This window comes from uncultured Marinobacter sp. (genome assembly GCF_947259545.1).
In the GTDB taxonomy this organism is placed as follows: domain Bacteria; phylum Pseudomonadota; class Gammaproteobacteria; order Pseudomonadales; family Oleiphilaceae; genus Marinobacter.
This window is the reverse complement of record NZ_CAMYMK010000008.1, coordinates 26344-45011: the sequence shown is the minus strand read 5'-3', so window position 1 is coordinate 45011 and position 18668 is coordinate 26344. Positions and strand designations below refer to the sequence as shown.

Here is an 18668-nt window from a genome sequence, read left to right as displayed (position 1 = left end):
CACGTTATTCTTCATTCCTGCGGATCGTCGTCCTGGTGGGTCTCAAACCAGTGTCCCAGCTTGCTTTGCTTGGTATTGAGGTACTGCTCGTTATGGGGATTACGGCCAACATGAAGCGGGACCCGCTCAGTAATATTGATACCGTAGGACGTTAATGCATCCACCTTACGCGGGTTATTGGTCATCAGCCTGAGGCTTTCGATGCCCAGGTGCTCCAACATATCCTTACACATACTGTAGTCGCGCAGGTCCGCCGCAAAGCCCAGCTTTTCATTGGCCTCTACGGTGTCAGCTCCCTGATCCTGCAGATGGTAGGCACGAATCTTGTTCAACAGGCCAATACCCCGCCCCTCCTGGCGCAGGTACATGAGGATGCCCCGTCCTTCGCGGGCAATACTGCGCAAGGCCTCTTCCAGCTGATACCCGCAGTCACAACGCATACTGTAGAGCGCATCGCCGGTCAGGCACTCGGAATGGGTACGGGCCAGCATCGGCTCGCTGCTGTTCAGGTCACCCAATGTCAGAGCCACATGCTCCTTGCCCGTGTCCGGCTCTTCGAAGCCGTGCATGTCGAAGACCCCGAACGGTGTAGGCAATCGGCAGGTCTGGATGTAACGAACAGCCACAGTCTTTCCTCGTGGTTCAATCAATCGAGCCGCGCATTCTATCACGTGGCTACCCTCTTGGCGTAGTCTCTGCACGGTTGCGCTTCCAGCCTGAGGGGCAAACAGCTCTACGATCCGGAGGGTGATGCGGACCAGTGACCGCTACGACCGCCTTTCTTCTCCAGCAGGCGGACCTGATCGATAACCATACCGCGATCAACGGCCTTGCACATATCGTAGAGCGTCAGGGCTGCCACACTGGCGGCTGTCAGCGCTTCCATCTCTACCCCCGTCTGCCCCGAAAGCTTGCAGAAGGTAGCTATATGCACGGATTCCCCATCCTCACCGGGTGTCAGTTCCACTTTCACCGACGTGAGATTCAGCGAATGACACAGCGGAATCAGGTCATGGGTCTTTTTGGCCGCCATGATGCCGGCAATGCGGGCAACAGCAAGGACGTCCCCCTTGGGGTGTTGACCATCCACAATCATCTCAAGGGTCTTGGATGACATACGTATCCTGGCCTCAGCTCGCGCCTCACGTTCGGTCACGTCCTTGGTGGTCACATCCACCATCCGGGCTTCGCCTTTCTCATCCAGGTGGGTCAGCTTACTCACACTTTCTCCTGTGTCCGGTTATCCGGCACTGCAACAATTGGAAGGACATAAGCCTCATGGTAACAGAACCCCTGCTCCCAGCGATCTGACAATCATCAGATCCCGGACCACCAGAGACTGATACCAGCAACACCTTGCGCGCCCAGCCTCCTGGCGATGTCACCGTCGTCCGGCGTAAGTCCGCCAAGGGCGTACACCGGCACCGCGGCAGCGGCCACCTGCCGGCCAAAGGATTCCCACCCCATCACCGGGGCTCCCGGGTGAGAAGGGGTCGGCGAGACCGGACCGAGCGTGGCATAGTCCACCCCGATGACCTCGGCGTGGGCAACTTCCGCCGCGCTATGACAGGATACTCCCAGCCATTTGCCTGCCGGGACAGGGCGCTGCCCGCACCTGTCGGCTTCACGCCACGGCAGATGCACGCCCGCCGCTTCAGGTACCCTGTCCAGTCTGTCGGCGGCACCATGAAGAATGATCTGCACGCCCTGTTCACGACCAGCCATCACCAGATCGCGCGCAATCGTCTGGTATTCGGTGGCGCTCAGCATCGGAGCACGAAAAACCACAAGCTCCGGCCGGGCCACCCGGATACGTTCCTGAAACTGATTCAATATGTCCGCGGGTGCTCGGTATTGCCCGGTAATGGCCAGCCATGATGGCAGCTTGAGGGCACGGATGATCGGCCGGTTGGCGGCCGGGAACTCCTCATCCCTGAGCTCACCAACCCTTTGCCATTGCACCGGCTGGCCTTCCCGCCCTTCTGCTTCACCAATGGCCGCGTCGGTACGCCAGACATCAAGAAAGACCCGCTTATCACCATAATCATGGCGAATCCCGATAACCGGACTCAGGGAGGCCACGGGGACCTGGAGACCGGTTTCTTCCTGAATTTCCCGCACCAGCGCCTGCTGTACGGTTTCGCCGGGCTCAACCTTGCCACCTGGGAACTCCAGCAGCCCCCCTTGATGCACATGGTCCGGTCGGCGGGCGATCAGCACCCTGCCCTCACGGATAATCACCGCGACGGCGACATGGATTTCGGTAACGGCCATGGTTCAGGTACGGTACTCGGCGTTAATAGTCACGTAATCGTGGGAGAAGTCGCAGGTCCAGACCCGCTCCATGACCGCGCCCCGCTTGAGATCGATGGCAATGGTGATTTCCTCACGATCCATTACTGCCTGTCCGCGCTCTTCGGAATAATCGTCTGCGCGCCCGCCGTTGCGAACGAGACAGACATCTCCGAGGTAGATTTCCAGAGCGTTGAGATCCAGTCCCGCGACCCCGGCGCGACCAACCGCCGCAAGAATCCGGCCCCAGTTGGGGTCGGAGGCAAACAGCGCGGTCTTGACCAGCGGCGAGTGGGCGACAGTGTAGGCGACATCCAGAGCCTCCTGCTGGCTTGCCGCCTGACTGACTTCGATGGTAACGAACTTGGTGGCGCCCTCACCGTCACGGACAATGGCATGGGCCAGATCCAGGTATACCTGCTGCAACGCCTCGCGCAGCTTGGGCAGCAGCGGACTGTCCGATGTGATTTCCGGACCGCTGTATTGGCCACTGGCGATCAGCATACAGGCATCATTAGTGGAGGTATCGCCATCAATGGTGATGCGGTTAAAGGATTTTTCCCCAAGCTCAGAGGCCAGTATTTCCATCACATCCGGCGCAATCCTTGCATCGGTGGCAATAAAGCCGAGCATGGTGGCCATATTGGGACGGATCATACCAGCACCTTTACTGATGCCGGAGATCGATACGGTATGCCCGTCCAGATCCAGCTGGCAGGACGCACCCTTGGGACGCGTGTCGGTGGTCATAATACCGGATGCCGCCTCCGCCCAGCGGTTCTCATCAGTGTCTGCTACGACAGCAGGCAACGCAGAGACAATCTTGTCCAGCGGCAGTGGCTCTCCGATGACACCGGTCGAGAACGGCAGCACCTCAGTGGCATCAATCCCCGCAGCGCTCGCCAATGCCTGACAACAGCTCAGTGCGTCTTTCATGCCTTGCTCACCGGTGCCGGCGTTGGCATTTCCGGTATTGATCAGCAGGTATCGTGGCGAACACTGGGCGAGATGTTGACGACTGACGGTCACCGGTGCGGCGCAGAACTGGTTCTGGGTAAATATGCCGGCCACACGACTGTCCGGGGCCAGCTCAAAGACCACCAGGTCCTTGCGTCCCGGCTTCTTGATGCCGGCGCTGCCAATGCCAAGCCTGACACCGGGGATCGGGAAAAATTCGGGCAAGGTACCGGGACCTACCGCCATGCTGCCTCTCCTTAAACTGTTCAGAAATCCATCACTGTTTAATAAAAAACCCGCAGCCTGACAGCTTCAGGTGCGGGTCATCTGGTTCACTGCAATGTTGCCAGGTGTTAGCTGACCTTACCGCAACACTGCTTGTACTTCTTACCGGACCCACAGGGACAGGGCTCGTTTCGACCGACCTTTCGTTCCTGTCGGACGAAGGTTTCCGGTGTTCCCTGCTGGCTGCCGCCCTGTCCTTCCTCGCTCTGTTTCTGAGCCGTGGCACTGGTTTCATCATGCTGCAGCTTGGCCCTGGCCAGTTCCCGCTCCAACTCCTGCTTGCGACGACGCTCGACTTCTTCCATCTCTTCACGACTCTGGACGCGCACGTGGCAAAGTACCCGGGTGACATCCCGCTTCATGGTCTCAAGCATGGTTTCAAACAGGTTGAAAGCCTCACGCTTGTATTCCTGCTTCGGGTTCTTCTGGGCATAGCCACGCAGGTGGATACCGCGGCGCAGATGATCCATGTTTGACAGGTGCTCTTTCCAGAGCGTGTCCAGCACCTGCAGGAAAACCTGCTTCTCGAACTTGCGCATGGACTCGGACCCGGCAACCTCTTCCTTGGCCTGGTACTCACCCACGATGGCATCCAGAATCTTCTGGCGCAGGCTCTCTTCGTAAAGCTTGCTGTCTTCGTCCAGCCATTTCTGGATTGGCAGGTCGATGGCCATTTCCGACTGCAACTGGGATTCGAGACCCGGCACATCCCACTGCTCAGGCATGCTCTGCGGTGGAATATATTCGCTGACCAACGAATCCACGACGTCTTCACGGATGGTGTTAATCATCTCGGAGATGTCATCCGAGGACATGACTTCGTTACGCTGTTCATAAATGACCGTACGCTGGTCATTGGCAACGTCATCATACTCCAGCAGGGTTTTCCGCATATCAAAGTTGCGGCCTTCGACCTTGCGCTGGGACTTCTCGATGGCGTTGGTCACCATCCGGTGCTCGATCGCCTCGCCCTTCTTCATCCCCATGGCCTGCATCAGGCTCTTGACCCGATCCGGCGCAAAAATACGCATCAGGTTATCTTCCAGGGACAGGAAGAAACGGGAGGAGCCCGGATCGCCCTGACGACCGGCACGGCCGCGCAACTGGTTATCGATCCGGCGGGATTCGTGGCGCTCGGTGCCGATAATGTGCAGACCGCCAGCGTCCAGCACCTGATTGTGACGCTCTGTCCACTCCGCCTTGATACGGGCCACTTCTTCCTCGGTCGGGTTCTCCAGCCCCGCGACCTCGAATTCCCAGTTACCACCCAGCACAATATCGGTACCCCGACCCGCCATGTTGGTAGCGATGGTCACCGCACCCGGACGACCAGCCTGGGCAATAATCTGGGCTTCACTCTCATGCTGCTTGGCGTTGAGGATCTTGTGATCGATGCGTGCCTTCTTGAGCAGCATGGACAACAGTTCGGACGCTTCGATCGACGCGGTGCCGACCAGAATGGGGCGCCCTTCCGACGTCACGTCTTTGATCTCGTCGATAATCGCGTGGAACTTTTCTTCCTGTGTCAGGTAGATCAGGTCGTTGTAGTCAATCCGCTGAATCGGCTTGTTCGGCGGGATAACCACCACATCCAGACCATAGATCTGGCGGAATTCGAATGCTTCGGTATCGGCAGTACCGGTCATGCCGGCCAGTTTGTCATAGAGCCGGAAATAGTTCTGGAACGTAGTGGAAGCGAGGGTCTGGCTCTCAGCCTGGATGCGCACCCCTTCCTTGGCTTCAATCGCCTGATGCAGGCCTTCGCTCCAGCGACGGCCCGGCATGGTACGGCCGGTGTGCTCGTCAACAATAACGACCTGATCACCCTGCACAATGTAGTCGACATCTTTCTGGAACAGGTGATGGGCACGCAGAGCAGAGTGCACGTGATGCAGAAGGCTCAGATTGGCCGCGGAATAGAGGCTCTCGCCTTCCTTCAGCAGGCCGCGTTCGAGCAACAACTCTTCCACTCTTTCATGGCCGCCTTCGGTGAGCTCAACCTGACGGGATTTTTCATCAATCGTGAAGTCGCCGCTGGGCTCGCCTTCCTCGTTCTCCTCGCCTTTTTCCAGGCTCGGGATCAGCGTATTGATCGCCTGATAGAGCCTGGAGCTGTCCTCTGCGGCGCCAGAGATGATCAACGGAGTACGAGCCTCGTCGATCAGGATCGAATCCACCTCATCGACAATCGCATAGTTCAGACCACGCTGGACCTTATCCTCGGTGCTGAACGCCATATTGTCGCGCAGGTAGTCAAAGCCGAATTCGTTGTTGGTGCCGTAGGTGATATCCGCCTGGTAGGCCGCACGCTTTTCGTCCGGCGCCTGGCCAGCAACGACCACTCCCACCTGAAGACCAAGGAAGCGATACAGCTTACCCATCCACTCCGCATCACGACGAGCCAGGTAATCGTTCACCGTGACCACATGAACCCCCTTGCCCGGGAGCGCGTTCAGATACACGGACGCGGTGGCCACCAGGGTTTTACCCTCGCCGGTTTTCATTTCCGCTATGTGACCTTCGTGCAGGGTAATACCACCAATCAGCTGGACGTCGTAATGACGCATGCCCATGACCCGGCGACTCGCTTCCCGAACGGTAGCGAAGGCTTCCGGAAGAAGGGCGTCAAGCTTCTCGCCCTCGCCCAAACGGCGACGGAACTCAGCGGTCTTGCCTTGCAACTCGGTATCGGACAAACGGCCAAACTGCTCTTCAAGTTCGTTAACACGCATGACATCTTTGCGCATTCTCTTGATTTCTCGGGCGTTTTTACTGCCGAACATCTTCGTTGCAAGCTTTGTGAACATAGACCAATGCTTCTTTGATTAATCGGAGGAAGCCGGCATTCTAACCTTATTTGCCGACAGTACAAAAGGCAGGGCTCACACCGGCACGAATTGCAGCCGAAATACCCCCTGCCGGGAGATAGCGCCCTGATATTACGGAAGTGAATCTGAAAGCGAAAGACACGGGGCCAAAGACAGACCCCGTCGTAAAGAATCAGCGGCTGGCGCGCTGAATGTAGGTTTCCGGGTTTTCGGATTTACCGTTACGGATAACTTCAAAGTGTACGTGAGGACCGGTAGAGCGGCCTGTGCTACCCATCAACGCAACAACCTGCCCCTTCTGTACCACATCACCCACATCAACCTTGATGGACTTGGCGTGGGCATAACGGGTAACCAGTCCGTCGCCGTGGTCCACCTCTACCAGGTTGCCGTAGCCATAACGCTTGTCGGCGTATGTCACCACGCCACCTGCGACCGCGATAATATCGCTGCCGTCTTTGCCGGCCAGATCAACGCCGGAATGCCAGGTGCGCTTACCGGTAAAGGGATCCGAACGGTACCCATAGCGGGACGACAACCAGCCCCAGGTGATCGGACGTCCCTCAACAAACAGCTCATCCTCGAGCTTTTTGCGGGAAGTCACCTCATCCAGCAAACGAAGCTGCTGCTCCCGGTCATCAATAAGGCGCGAGAGCTGATCTATCATGCTCGTGAGCTCCGGAGCGGTAAAGGAATCGCCGGAAAGCCCCTCGTTTTCCGGACCACCCACCGCGGCCGGCTGACCGAAATCAAACTCATCGCTGGCCACCAGGCCGGACTCCACGAATCGCTGCCCCAGGGCATCCAGCCGTAGCAAACGACCCTGCATTTCACCCAGCCGCAAGGTCAGCGCATCAATCTGCTGCTGAACATTGTGCTCTATCTGGGCAAGTTCGGATTTCTGGTGCTGGAGCTTGGTTTTCCACTCAACCACCAACTCCGAAGGTGAAGGCTTTGCCGCTTCTGCCTGAGTGACAGCGACCCGGTAACCGGACCAGCCTGCCAATGCCAACAATGCAAAAATGACCAACACCAGACCGGCAGCAACCGGGGCATTCACTGCGACCACCCTTGATCTTCCGTGGTGCTTGCCAACGAAAATTATATTCATATCGTCTTCTGGTTTCATAGAAGAGCCGCAACCTGGTCCTGTAGTGTTGCGCCTCAGGCTTTCTAGCCGGGACTGCTATCCTTAGCAACAACTACGCGCTCAAATACTCGCAGCCGCCCGTAGACATATACACTTGAGACAATGTAAAAGGAGTGTAATACAGGCACTGCTTCCAATCTGTGCCGAAGTGTAACCAATCGCAACCGGAGTCGTCGAGAAAAACTGCGACAATGAAAAAGCAATCCGAGACCAGAATCACCCCGAACACCTTCCGTCGGGCCCCCGTACTTCGCGAACTGATGAACAAAGCCGAACTGCATCAGCAAGCAGAAGCTGTGGTATTGGCGACGCTACCCAGGCATCTGGCGACCGGCACACGCTTCGTCAGCTGCCAGGAAGGTGAGCTTGTGCTGTCGGCAGAAACTGCCGGAACAGCAAGTCAGATCCGTTTTCGCCAACACGAAATTATGGAGAACCTGAGAAAGGAAGAGCTTTTCCGTTTTGTCTGGAAACTGAAGGTGAAGGTTGCGCCACCACGCTTCCACGAAAAACCAAAAGTGGAGAAAACGCCTCTCAGCAAAGAAAATGCCCGACTCCTTAAAGAAGAAGCCGGGCACACGAAGGACAAACAATTACGCGAGGTTCTCGAAAAACTCGCAAGCCACGTCCGGGATTAAAGCGTCCCGCTTTAAGCCTGGGCCGCCAGCACAGGTTTCATGTAAGAAATCGGGGCAGTGGCCTCGTCGTCAAAGGTCACCACTTCCCACGCATCTTCTTCCGCCCTGAGCTTGCGCAGCAGCTTGTTATTCAGATCGTGACCGGACTTGATGCCACGGAACTCACCGATCAGGCTGTTGCCCAGCAGGTACAGGTCACCAATAGCGTCCAGGACCTTGTGCTTGACGAACTCATCATCGTAACGAAGACCGTCCTCGTTAAGAATCTTGTAGTCATCAACCACGATGGCGTTATCCACACTGCCACCCAGTGCCAGATTCATCGCACGCAGTTTTTCGATATCACGCATGAAACCGAAAGTGCGGGCGCGACTGACCTCCTTCACGAAAGACGTGCTGGAGAAGTCGACAGTAGCGGTCTGGGCACGCCCCTTGAAGACAGGGTGATCGAAGTCGATCCCGAAGCTGACCTTGAAGCCTTCGAACGGCAGGAAGGTCGCCTTCTTGTCATCCTCTTCAATGGTCACTTCGCGCTTGATGCGGATAAAACGCTTGGCGGCTTCCTGCTCGGCAATACCGGCAGACTGCAGAAGGAACACAAAAGGACCGGCAGAGCCGTCCATGATGGGCACCTCGGCAGCGCTGAGCTCCACAAAGCAGTTATCAATTCCGAGACCAGCCATGGCTGACAGCAGATGCTCTACTGTTGCCACACGGACACCGTCTTTTACCAGCGTCGTGGACAGCATGGTCTCACCCACATTCTCCGCACACGCTCGGATCTCGACCATCGGGTCAAGGTCGGTACGGCGGAAAATGATCCCTGAATCCACAGGTGCAGGCTTCAGGGTCAGATAAACCTTCTCACCCGAATGCAAGCCAACACCGGTGGCACGGATGGTGTTTTTAAGTGTCCGTTGTCTGATCATCGGTACATAGTTCCGTCACAAGTTTGCGGTATTCTGGGCAAAATTCTGCCCGGAAGATACCAGAAAACAAGACTGAATACCATTTAACCAACCCGGGATTACCGAATTGTCATCCAGCACCCTGGCCGGACCGGCAAACAGTACGCGTCAGGCGGCGCAACGGGTTGCATCTCCACCTGTTAATTGCAACAGATTATCAGTCAGCCTGACGGCGAAGGAATGCGGGAATATCGAGATAGTCGACACCCTGCTCTTCGCTTTCTTTGCTCTGGTCAATCGCTACATTACCATGAGCAACCGCGCGGCGGCGCAGCACTGCAGGCCTATCCAACTGATTGTAATCCGTTGTGCCGTCCAGAGTGCGGGTGTTGTCCACCACCTTGGTCGGCTTCTCACGGTCACCGCCGAGGCCAGTCGCAACCACAGTAACCTTCAGTTCGTCGGTCATTTCCGGATCAATCACCGTGCCTACAACAACAGTGGCGGAATCCGATGCGAATTCACGCACAATGTCGCCAACCTCGGAGAACTCGCCCAGGTTGAGATCCATACCGGCGGTGATATTGACCAGGATACCCTTGGCGCCCTGCAGATTGATATCTTCCAGCAACGGGCTGCGGATTGCGGCTTCGGCCGCTTCGCGGGCACGGTTTTCACCGGTGGCACGGGCGGTACCCATCATCGCCATACCCATTTCGGACATCACGGTTTTGACGTCGGCAAAGTCGACGTTGATCATGCCGTTGCGGGTGATCAGGTCGGCAATGCCCTGAACAGCACCGAGCAGCACGTCGTTGGCGGCCGCAAACGCGTCCAGCAGGCTGGTTTTCTTGCCCATGACCGCCAGCAGTTTCTCGTTGGGGATGGTGATCAGGGAGTCAACGCTCTCCTCCAGCTCTTTCAGGCCGGATTCAGCGACACTCATTCGCTTGCCACCCTCAAACTGGAATGGCTTGGTGACCACGGCCACGGTCAGGATACCCAACTCACGGGCGACCTCTGCAACGACCGGCGCGGCACCCGTGCCGGTACCACCGCCCATGCCGGCAGTGATAAAGACCATATCGGCACCCTTGATGGCTTCCGCCACACGGTCACGGTCTTCCAGGGCCGACTGACGACCCACTTCCGGATTGGCTCCGGCGCCCAGACCTTTGGTGATGTTGCCACCAAGCTGGATGATCTGGCGGGCATCCATGTCGGTCAGGGCCTGTGCATCAGTGTTGGCGCAGATAAATTCCACACCTTCAATGTCACTGTTAAGCATGTGGCGCACAGCGTTGCCGCCGCCTCCACCTACACCTACTACTTTAATGACAGCGTTTTGCTGGACATTATCGACGAGTTCAAACATTCCCCTACTCCTTCGTGCTGTTTTCAGCCTTTTCCAGGCTGTTTGTTCGAGATTGTGTTTTCGAGATACCTTCGTTTTACTGCTAACCCGGGACCGTCAGAAATGACCGGTAAACCAGGCCTTCATGCGCTCAAACAGCGAGGGTGCGTCTTCACCCTTGAGCACGGGCGTCCGCCCCAGATCCATCTGGCGGAAACCATGAATCAACAACCCCACGCCGGTGGCGTAGATCGGATTGTTGACTACCTCCGTCATACCGGAGACTGCCTGCGGACAGGCCAGCCTTACCGGCATGTGGAAGATTTCTTCAGCCAGCTCCACCACCCCTTCCATGGTGGAGGAACCGCCTGTAATCACGATGCCTGCGGGAATCAGGTCCTCAAATCCTGACCGGCGAAGCTCCGACTGCACGAGTGTGAACAGCTCCTCGTAACGAGGCTCCACCACCTCGGCCAGCGCCTGGCGCGATAGATCCCGCGGTGCACGGTCTCCCACGCTGGGCACTTTGATGGTTTCATCCGCGCCGGCCAGCTGGGTCAGCGCGCAGGCATATTTGATCTTGATCTCTTCGGCATTCTGCGTGGGGGTGCGCAGGGCCATGGCAATGTCATTGGTGACCTGATCGCCGGCGATGGGAATCACCGCGGTGTGACGAATCGCGCCGCCAGTGAACACGGCGATGTCCGTGGTGCCGCCACCAATATCGACCACACACACGCCCAGTTCTTTTTCGTCTTCGGTCAGAATCGCGTGGCTCGACGCCAGCTGCTCCAGAATGATGTCATCCACTTCCAGACCGCAGCGTTTCACACATTTCTCGATGTTCTGGGCAGCGTTCACCGCACAGGTCACCAGGTGCACCTTGGCTTCCAGGCGCACCCCGGACATCCCCATGGGCTCCTTGATGCCTTCCTGACTGTCGATGACAAATTCCTGTGGCAGGATGTGGAGAATCTTCTGGTCCGCCGGAATGGCCACCGCCTGCGCAGCGTCAATCACCCGGTCAATGTCCGCCTGGGTCACTTCCCGGTCCCGGATGGCGACAATGCCGTGAGAGTTCAGACTCTTGATGTGGCTACCGGCGATGCCGGCGTACACCGAATGAATCCGGCACCCCGCCATGAGCTCGGCCTCTTCCACAGCGCGCTGGATGGCCTGCACGGTGGTTTCGATATTCACCACCACACCACGCTTCAGCCCCCGTGACGGGTGCGAGCCAATGCCTACCACCTCAATGGTCCCGTCCATCTTGCGCTTGCCGACAATCGCAACCACCTTCGAGGTTCCGATATCGAGGCCGACAATCATGTTTTCCGTTTCAACCGATGACATGTATTCCACCAAACCGTAGGTCTGTATTTGACGTTGCTATGATTTCGTTCCGGAGCCGGCGATCTTTTCCGACTTCCACTTAACCGCCACACCATTGGTGTAGCGGGCATCCACCCGACTGACCTCGTCTGCACGGGATATCAGCCGGTTTTCATACACCGTTAGGAAACGCGCAAAGCGTTCCTCCACCTGATCACGCCCCAGCACGACCTCGATGCCGTTTGCCAGACTGAGGGTCCAGGCTCCCCGTTGCTCCAGGGTCAGACCGGCAAAGCCAAGCCCGCGCCCTGCCAGTGTGTCGCTCATGGTGCGGGCCATACGAATGACATCCCTGACCCGCTCATCAGGCCCCGCAAGCCTTGGCAGACGACCTGCCACTTCCGGGTTATCCGGAGAAAAAAGCTCTCCGGTCCGACTCACCAGGCGATCACTGTTCCAGTAAGCCAGCGGTTTCTTCTCGCGAATCTCAATCTCCAGTCGATCCGGCCAGACTCGCCGAACCGCCGCCGATTCTACCCAGGGCCGCAGCTCCAGTTCGCTCTTGATCTCAGACAGATCGGTGGCAAAAAAACTCTTCCCGATCCAGTCACCTGCCTTGCGCTCAAGGTCCGTGCGACTCTCACCCACCAGGTTGCCGGTGACATCAATCGCCAGGATCTGACGATCCATGGCGCTCAACACCTGACTGGTCCCCCAGGGCACCATCGCCGCCGCCAGCACAATGGCGGCCCCCATGCCAACCTGCAGCCAGGGCACGGCCGCCAGCACAGCCTTCAACAATCCGAACCGCTGCCGCTCTGGCCCAAGGGTCGTTGCCCCGCGCCGACGAGGAGGCTCAGGCGGTACCGCCCGGGTCCGGATCAGAAGGTTGTCAAGCATGGCCATCCTCCAGAGTGTCCTTGAGAATCCGCACAACCAGTTCTTCAAAGCTGATGCCCGCTGCCCTTGCAGCCATTGGCACCAGGCTGTGGTCCGTCATCCCCGGAACGGTATTCACTTCCAGCAACCAGAAACCGCCATCACGATCCTGCATGATGTCCACCCGTCCCCAGGTGCGGCAGCCAATAACCCGGAAGGCGTCCAGAGCCAGGTGCTGCAATTCCAGTTCCGTATCCGGATCCAGCCCGCACGGAATGCGGTAGTTGGTGTCATCTGCGAGGTACTTCGCCTCGTAGTCGTAAAACACGTGGTCAGTGCTCAGCCCGATAGCCGGCAACGCCTGATCCTGAAGCAGGCTGACGGTGAATTCCGGGCCCTCGATCCACTCCTCCACCAACACCAGCGAATCCAGAGCGCAAGCTTCCTGGTAGGCCTCAACGAGCTCTTCGCGGCTGGTCACCTTGCGAATACCGATACTCGATCCCTCACGGGAAGGCTTCACACTCAGCGGCAGTGACAGGTCGCGGAGGATATCATCCGCCTCACTCACGGCGCCCATAGCCCGGAAACGGGGCGTGGGCAGACCACAGCCTTCAAAAACGTACTTGGTTCGCAGCTTGTCCATGGCGAGTGCGGACGCGAGCATTTCACTGCCGGTGTACGGAATCCCGGCCTGGGACAGGATGGCCTGCAGCGTTCCGTCCTCGCCTCCACGGCCATGAAGTGCGATAAACACCCGGTCAAATTCCGGGTTATCCACTGTCCGCAGCAGGCAGCCCTGGACATCCACGCCATAGGCGTCCACACCTGCGGACTGCAACGCTGCCAACACCGCGTGACCGCTCTTCAGGGAGACCTCACGCTCTGCCGAATCACCACCCATGAACACAGCCACGCGACCGAGCGCCCGGACGGTCTCCGGTGTCGCCTGATAACCCTGTGTATCCATGCGCTTTGCATCACTCACTGGCAATCACTCCTGCCGCCGCCAGGCGTGCAGCAACGCCGCCAATATCCCCTGCGCCCTGGGTGATCAGCAGATCACCATCCCGCAGGGTATTGGCCAGCAACTGTTCAATTTCGCTGTTGTCTTCCACAAACACCGGCTCCACATTCCCGCGCTGGCGAATGCTGCGGCACAGGGCCCGACCATCGGCACCCGGTATCGCCGGCTCACCGGCGGCATACACATCCATCAGTAACAGGCCATCCACTTCCGAGAGCACCCGTACAAAGTCCTCATACAGGTCGCGGGTACGGGTAAAACGATGGGGCTGATACAGCATGACCAGCCTTCGATCCGGCCAGGCATCGTGAGCCGCGCGGATGACCGCTTCCACTTCAGTCGGGTGATGACCATAGTCGTCCACCAGGGTGATGGTGCCGTTGGGCGTTTCGTAGTCGCCATAGACCTGAAAACGACGGCCCACACCGGCAAAGCCCGCCAAGCCTCGGCAAATGGCAGCGTCATCGACGCCTTCATCGGTGGCCACGGCAATCGCTGCCAACGCATTGAGTACGTTGTGACGCCCCGGCATCTTGAGCTCTACCTGCAAGTCCTTGCGTCCACCCGGCCGACGAACCAGGAAATGCGTCCGTAGACCGTCGGAGCTGATCTGTTCCGCCCGATAATCGGCATCGGGATTATCAATGCCGTAGGTGATAATCGCGCGGGAGATACGGGGAATCACTTCACGCACGTAGCCGTCGTCCACGCACATCACCGCCACGCCGTAGAAAGGCAGGTTGTGAAGAAAGTCCACAAACGTCTGCTTCAGTCGCTCAACATCACCGCCATAGGTATCCATATGATCGGCTTCGATATTGGTCACCACCGAAATCACCGGGGTCAGGTGAAGGAACGAAGCGTCGCTCTCATCCGCCTCGGCCACCAGGTACCGGGATCCACCCAATTTGGCGTTGGTTCCGGCACTGTTCAGCTTGCCGCCGATCACAAACGTAGGGTCGAGCCCGGCTTCACCCAGCACTGACGCGATCAGGCTGGTCGTGGTGGTCTTGCCATGGGTGCCCGCCACGGCAATGCCGTGGCGATACCGCATGATTTCCGCCAGCATCTCCGCCCGGGGAACAATGGGCACCCGACGATTGCGAGCCGACGCCACTTCCGGGTTATCCCCGGAAACCGCCGTGGAGACCACCACGACATCGGCCTTGGCACTGTTCTCTTCCCGGTGGCCGATGTGCACTTCCACTCCCATGGCCTTGAGGCGATCAGTCACCGCACCTTCGCGAATATCAGAGCCGGAGACGTCATACCCCTGGTTCTTGAGAACCTCGGCAATACCGCTCATGCCGGCACCGCCAATTCCCACAAAGTGAATGTGGCGAATACGGCGCATTTCAGGCACCTGATAGACCAGCGGCGGATTGGTTGCATCAGCCATTGGCGGCCTCCAGACAATAATTCACGACTCTCTCCGTTGCATCTGGGCGAGCCAGCGATCTCGCCGCCTTCGCCATGTTCAATACCCGGGACCGATCTCTGGCCAGGTCCCTCAGTGTTTCCGCCAGCGATCCGGGATTCAGCTTCGACTGCGGCACCAAAACCGCAGCCTGGGCGTTTACCATCCGCTGGCCATTCCTGGTCTGGTGGTCATCCACGGCATGGGGGAACGGCACCAGGATCGCCCCCAGTCCCGCCACACAAAGCTCGGATACCGTCAGGGCGCCGGAACGACACAACACCAGATCGGCCCAGCTATAGGCTTCCGCCATGTCTTTGATAAAGGGTTCAACGGACGCCTCTACACCGTGTTGTTCGTAGGCATCACGGGCAGCATCCACATGCTTTTCGCCACACTGATGCCGCACCACAGGCCGGTCGGCTTCTTCGAGTTTCGCCAGGGCTTCAGGCACCTGCTGATTGAATACCTGGGCCCCCAGGCTGCCGCCAACGACCAGCAAATGCAGTGGTCCTTCCCGCTTTGCCATGCGCTCTTCCGGGACGGCCAGTTTGGCCAGGTCCTGGCGTACCGGGTTGCCGGTACAACGGGTTACAACCTTGGCGCCAAAGCTGTCCGGAAATGCTTCCAGGACCGTTTCCGCAAAACGCACAAGCAGCCGATTGGTCATTCCCGCTACCGCATTCTGTTCATGTATCACCAAAGGGATCCGGTTCAGCCAGGCGGCAACACCACCCGGGCCGGTCACGAAGCCACCCATGCCCACCACACAGTCAGGCCGGATTCTGCGAACCACGGTGAAAGCCTCACCGAGGCCCCGCATCAGGCGGAAAGGGGCCAGCAACAGGGCCAACCCGCCTTTACCCCGCAACCCGGAGATATGGATAAGAGACAGCGGTATATCCGTTTCCCCGATCAGGCGCTCTTCCATGCCGCCAGCAGAGCCGAGCCAGAACACCTCGTGGCCCTTCTCCTGCAGGCTACGTGCGGTCGCCAGGGCCGGGAACACGTGCCCACCGGTACCGCCAGCCATCATCAGGAAACGACGCTTGTCACTCATACACAGCGCCTCCTCTGACCCGTTTCCCGGTTTTCTCCTGCGCCAACCGCTCCCGGTCCAGGCGTTCCATTTCCACCCGAGCCAGGACGCCCAGAGAAATGCAGGTAATCATCAGGCTCGACCCGCCGTAACTGACCAGGGGCAAGGTCAGCCCCTTGGTCGGGAGCAACCCGGTGCTGACGGCCATGTTGATCCCAGCCTGCAGGCCAATCAGCAATGTGATGCCATACGAAAAGCAGGCAGCAAACGGCATGTTGGCCAGTTCAGCGCGACGAGCGATCACAAAGCCGCTGATCACCAGTACCGCAAACAGCGACAGTACAATCAGCGAACCCAGCAGACCGAACTCCTCGGCAATAATGGCGAAAATAAAGTCAGTGTGAGCCTCGGGCAGATAGAACAGTTTTTGTATCGAGTTCCCCAACCCGACACCGGCCCACTCACCGCGCCCAAACGCAATCAAGGACTGGGTGAGCTGATAGCCACTGTCGAACTGGTCTTTCCAGGGATCGAGATAACTGACAACCCGCTTGAGTCGGTATGGCTGCGTTGCAACCAGTAAGATGCCCAGCCCTACCAGAATCCCGATCAGTGGCATGAACCGGGTCAGCCTGACACCACTCAGGAAAATCATCCCTGCGGCTGCGGTCACCAGCACCACGGTCGCCCCGAAATCCGGCTGGATCACCAGTAGCATGGAGGCAAACCCGAGCACGACCAGCGGCTTGAGAAATCCTGGCCAGGTGTTGAGAAGCTCCTCACGACGACGAACCACGTACCCAGCCAGGTACGCAATCAGACATAACTTGGCGACTTCCGATACCTGAACATTGAACAGCCCGAATGGAATCCATCGAGTGGAGCCATTGACGGTTCGCCCCAGCGGAGTCAATACCAGTATCAGCACCAGCAAACCCACACCCAGCAGCAACCATCCGCTTCGCTCCCACCAGGAAACCGGCACATTCACCGCCACCAGCGCCAGAAAACATCCGATTCCGGCAAAAATCAGTTGCCGGATAACATAGTGGTAGCTGTTACCAACCGTTTCCGCGGCCATATCCATGGAGGCCGAGGAAATCATAACCACACCCATCACCAGCAAGGACACCGAGCTGATGATCAACAAAGGCAGTGGCTGCAGATCGCTGAGCACTTGCTGCCGGTTCGGGAGTGTGAGATTGGCCTGCATCACAACCCCTCCACCTGTTGCCGGAACTGGTCACCGCGATCGCTGTAATCTCGGAACATGTCAAAACTCGCGCAGGCCGGTGACAACAACACCCGGTCACCGGGCCGGGCCAGGTCTGCAGCCTGGGAGACTGCCTCCGCCATGGTGTCTGCATACGTGACCGTGGCGGCCTTTCCAATGTTGTCAGCAATGCGGCTGGCATCGCGACCGATTAGCACAACCGCGCGGCAATGCAGGGTCACTGGCGCTTCCAGTGGCGAGAAATCAGCCCCCTTGCTATCGCCGCCCGCAATCAGAACAATCCTGCCGCTGACCGGGACCAGGCTCTCAATAGCCGCGACGGTTGCGCCAACGTTGGTGCCCTTGGAGTCATTGATATAATCCACATCGTTGACCCGACGTATGAATTCGCAGCGATGGGGCAGCCCGCGGAACTCCCGGGCGACTGCCAGCATGGTATCCATGGGCAACCCTGCCGCCTGCCCCAGTGCCAGCGCCGCCATGACGTTACTGAGGTTGTGGCGGCCAAGAAGCTTGAGATCTTCCGCCAGCAACAGATTGTCAAAACCGAAGGTAATCCAGGTGCCCTGGTCGTCTTCGCGGGTGCTGAACGTGTCCGGATTAACCCGGTGAAAGCCAAAACACAGGAACCTCAGGTTATCCCGCGCCATGGGTGTACTCAGGGCATCATCCAGATTCACAATCGCGTTCTTGCAGCCCCGGAAGATTCGCTGTTTGGCCTGAAAATATTCCATTTTGGACGGATACCGGTCCATATGGTCATCGCTAACATTAAGCACCGTCGCCGCCAGGGCATTCAGCTCTTCAGTGGTTTCCAGCTGGAAACTGGACAGCTCCAGGACATACAAATCGGCGCCCCGCCCCAGCAGATCCAGAGCCGGCGTACCAATATTGCCCCCCACTTCGACTCTACGGCCTGCCGCCCGGGCCATTTCACCCAGCAGCGTGGTCACGGTGGTTTTACCGTTGGATCCGGTAATCGCAACGATGGGGGCGTCCGCCGCCTGCGCAAACAGGTCGATATCCCCTCGCACCTGCGCACCTCTGGCCACCGCATCTCGAATGGCGGGTGTCTCAACACTGACGCCCGGACTGACAATCAGCTCGTTAAAGGTGGCAAAAAGCTCGGCGTCGAACGGTCCCGTATGCACCGGCACATCCGGCCAGCCGGATTTGAGTTCATCCAGTCCCGGCGGATTTTCCCGGCTGTCAGCGACGGCAATTTCCCGCCCCTGAGCGCACAGATAGCGCACGCAGGAAAGCCCGGTTTTACCGAGCCCTACGACCAGTGTGCGACGATCTGACACGATGACACTCATAGAGACGCC

Annotated in this window: 16 protein-coding genes; 1 reads left to right on the top strand and 15 read right to left on the bottom strand. The window is 58.3% G+C overall.

Going from position 1 to position 18668, the window contains the following annotated elements; translation table 11 throughout:
- Window positions 1-11: 11 nt before the first annotated feature.
- The 6 genes from ribA to Q0Y21_RS11825 form a co-directional block, all read right to left on the bottom strand.
- The gene (ribA, locus tag Q0Y21_RS11850; protein WP_297795559.1) at window positions 12-626 is read right to left on the bottom strand and encodes a GTP cyclohydrolase II; all 615 of its coding nucleotides are present in this window, start codon (window positions 624-626) and stop codon (window positions 12-14) included.
- Between the two features lie 107 nt (window positions 627-733).
- Window positions 734-1222 (bottom strand): cyclic pyranopterin monophosphate synthase MoaC, encoded by a 489-nt coding sequence (gene moaC, locus Q0Y21_RS11845; RefSeq protein WP_297795556.1) that lies wholly within the window; start codon window positions 1220-1222, stop codon window positions 734-736.
- 95 nt (window positions 1223-1317) lie between these two features.
- On the bottom strand, window positions 1318-2274 hold the full coding sequence (locus tag Q0Y21_RS11840; protein ID WP_297795554.1) for a Nudix family hydrolase: 957 nt from the start codon (window positions 2272-2274) through the stop codon (window positions 1318-1320).
- 3 nt (window positions 2275-2277) lie between these two features.
- Window positions 2278-3495, bottom strand: a complete 1218-nt coding sequence (argJ, locus tag Q0Y21_RS11835) for a bifunctional glutamate N-acetyltransferase/amino-acid acetyltransferase ArgJ (protein WP_297795551.1) — start codon at window positions 3493-3495, stop codon at window positions 2278-2280.
- A gap of 107 nt (window positions 3496-3602) precedes the next feature.
- Entirely contained in the window at window positions 3603-6341 is a 2739-nt protein-coding gene (gene secA / locus Q0Y21_RS11830; RefSeq protein ID WP_297795548.1) for a preprotein translocase subunit SecA, read from the bottom strand.
- 193 nt (window positions 6342-6534) lie between these two features.
- Window positions 6535-7491: a M23 family metallopeptidase gene (locus Q0Y21_RS11825; RefSeq protein ID WP_297795545.1), complete on the bottom strand. Its 957-nt coding sequence runs from the start codon at window positions 7489-7491 to the stop codon at window positions 6535-6537.
- Window positions 7492-7703: 212 nt separating this feature from the next.
- On the opposite strand from Q0Y21_RS11825, the gene Q0Y21_RS11820 reads away from it, so the two are divergent.
- Window positions 7704-8150: a DciA family protein gene (locus tag Q0Y21_RS11820; RefSeq protein ID WP_297795543.1), complete on the top strand. Its 447-nt coding sequence runs from the start codon at window positions 7704-7706 to the stop codon at window positions 8148-8150.
- An 11-nt stretch (window positions 8151-8161) separates the two neighbouring features.
- Here Q0Y21_RS11820 and lpxC read toward each other — a convergent pair whose 3' ends face one another.
- The 9 genes from lpxC to murD all read right to left on the bottom strand — a co-directional run bounded on the left by lpxC (window position 8162) and on the right by murD (window position 18659).
- Window positions 8162-9079 carry a UDP-3-O-acyl-N-acetylglucosamine deacetylase gene (gene lpxC, locus Q0Y21_RS11815; protein WP_213479049.1) on the bottom strand — a complete coding sequence of 306 codons (918 nt, stop codon included), beginning with the start codon at window positions 9077-9079 and terminating at the stop codon, window positions 8162-8164.
- 196 nt (window positions 9080-9275) lie between these two features.
- The gene (gene ftsZ / locus Q0Y21_RS11810) at window positions 9276-10433 is read right to left on the bottom strand and encodes a cell division protein FtsZ (protein ID WP_297795537.1); all 1158 of its coding nucleotides are present in this window, start codon (window positions 10431-10433) and stop codon (window positions 9276-9278) included.
- A gap of 96 nt (window positions 10434-10529) precedes the next feature.
- Complete coding sequence (ftsA, locus tag Q0Y21_RS11805; protein WP_099619447.1) at window positions 10530-11765, bottom strand: cell division protein FtsA; 1236 nt, start codon at window positions 11763-11765, stop codon at window positions 10530-10532.
- Window positions 11766-11801: 36 nt separating this feature from the next.
- A complete protein-coding gene (locus Q0Y21_RS11800) occupies window positions 11802-12644 on the bottom strand; it encodes a cell division protein FtsQ/DivIB (RefSeq protein ID WP_297795532.1) in 843 nt (280 codons plus the stop codon).
- A complete protein-coding gene (locus Q0Y21_RS11795; protein WP_297797134.1) occupies window positions 12637-13593 on the bottom strand; it encodes a D-alanine--D-alanine ligase in 957 nt (318 codons plus the stop codon). The genes Q0Y21_RS11800 and Q0Y21_RS11795 overlap by 8 nt, the downstream gene beginning before the upstream one ends.
- 10 nt (window positions 13594-13603) lie before the next feature.
- Complete coding sequence (gene murC / locus Q0Y21_RS11790; RefSeq protein ID WP_297795530.1) at window positions 13604-15049, bottom strand: UDP-N-acetylmuramate--L-alanine ligase; 1446 nt, start codon at window positions 15047-15049, stop codon at window positions 13604-13606.
- Window positions 15042-16127 (bottom strand): undecaprenyldiphospho-muramoylpentapeptide beta-N-acetylglucosaminyltransferase, encoded by a 1086-nt coding sequence (gene murG / locus Q0Y21_RS11785; protein WP_297795528.1) that lies wholly within the window; start codon window positions 16125-16127, stop codon window positions 15042-15044. Before murG ends, murC begins: the two co-directional genes overlap by 8 nt.
- The gene (gene ftsW, locus Q0Y21_RS11780; protein ID WP_297795525.1) at window positions 16120-17319 is read right to left on the bottom strand and encodes a putative lipid II flippase FtsW; all 1200 of its coding nucleotides are present in this window, start codon (window positions 17317-17319) and stop codon (window positions 16120-16122) included. The genes murG and ftsW overlap by 8 nt, the downstream gene beginning before the upstream one ends.
- Window positions 17319-18659, bottom strand: a complete 1341-nt coding sequence (gene murD, locus Q0Y21_RS11775; RefSeq protein WP_297795522.1) for a UDP-N-acetylmuramoyl-L-alanine--D-glutamate ligase — start codon at window positions 18657-18659, stop codon at window positions 17319-17321. Before murD ends, ftsW begins: the two co-directional genes overlap by 1 nt.
- Between the last annotated feature and the right edge of the window lie 9 nt (window positions 18660-18668).

Coding starts and splice junctions, on each gene's coding strand:
- argJ (WP_297795551.1), bottom strand. CDS start 3,495: ATGGCGGTAGGTCCCGGTACCTTGCCCGAATTTTTCCCGATCCCCGGT.
- ftsZ (WP_297795537.1), bottom strand. CDS start 10,433: ATGTTTGAACTCGTCGATAATGTCCAGCAAAACGCTGTCATTAAAGTA.
- murC (WP_297795530.1), bottom strand. CDS start 15,049: ATGGCTGATGCAACCAATCCGCCGCTGGTCTATCAGGTGCCTGAAATG.
- lpxC (WP_213479049.1), bottom strand. CDS start 9,079: ATGATCAGACAACGGACACTTAAAAACACCATCCGTGCCACCGGTGTT.
- Q0Y21_RS11825 (WP_297795545.1), bottom strand. CDS start 7,491: ATGAAACCAGAAGACGATATGAATATAATTTTCGTTGGCAAGCACCAC.
- Q0Y21_RS11800 (WP_297795532.1), bottom strand. CDS start 12,644: ATGCTTGACAACCTTCTGATCCGGACCCGGGCGGTACCGCCTGAGCCT.
- ftsA (WP_099619447.1), bottom strand. CDS start 11,765: ATGTCATCGGTTGAAACGGAAAACATGATTGTCGGCCTCGATATCGGA.
- ftsW (WP_297795525.1), bottom strand. CDS start 17,319: ATGCAGGCCAATCTCACACTCCCGAACCGGCAGCAAGTGCTCAGCGAT.
- murG (WP_297795528.1), bottom strand. CDS start 16,127: ATGAGTGACAAGCGTCGTTTCCTGATGATGGCTGGCGGTACCGGTGGG.
- Q0Y21_RS11820 (WP_297795543.1), top strand. CDS start 7,704: ATGAAAAAGCAATCCGAGACCAGAATCACCCCGAACACCTTCCGTCGG.
- Q0Y21_RS11840 (WP_297795554.1), bottom strand. CDS start 2,274: ATGGCCGTTACCGAAATCCATGTCGCCGTCGCGGTGATTATCCGTGAG.
- secA (WP_297795548.1), bottom strand. CDS start 6,341: ATGTTCACAAAGCTTGCAACGAAGATGTTCGGCAGTAAAAACGCCCGA.
- Q0Y21_RS11795 (WP_297797134.1), bottom strand. CDS start 13,593: ATGGATACACAGGGTTATCAGGCGACACCGGAGACCGTCCGGGCGCTC.
- murD (WP_297795522.1), bottom strand. CDS start 18,659: ATGAGTGTCATCGTGTCAGATCGTCGCACACTGGTCGTAGGGCTCGGT.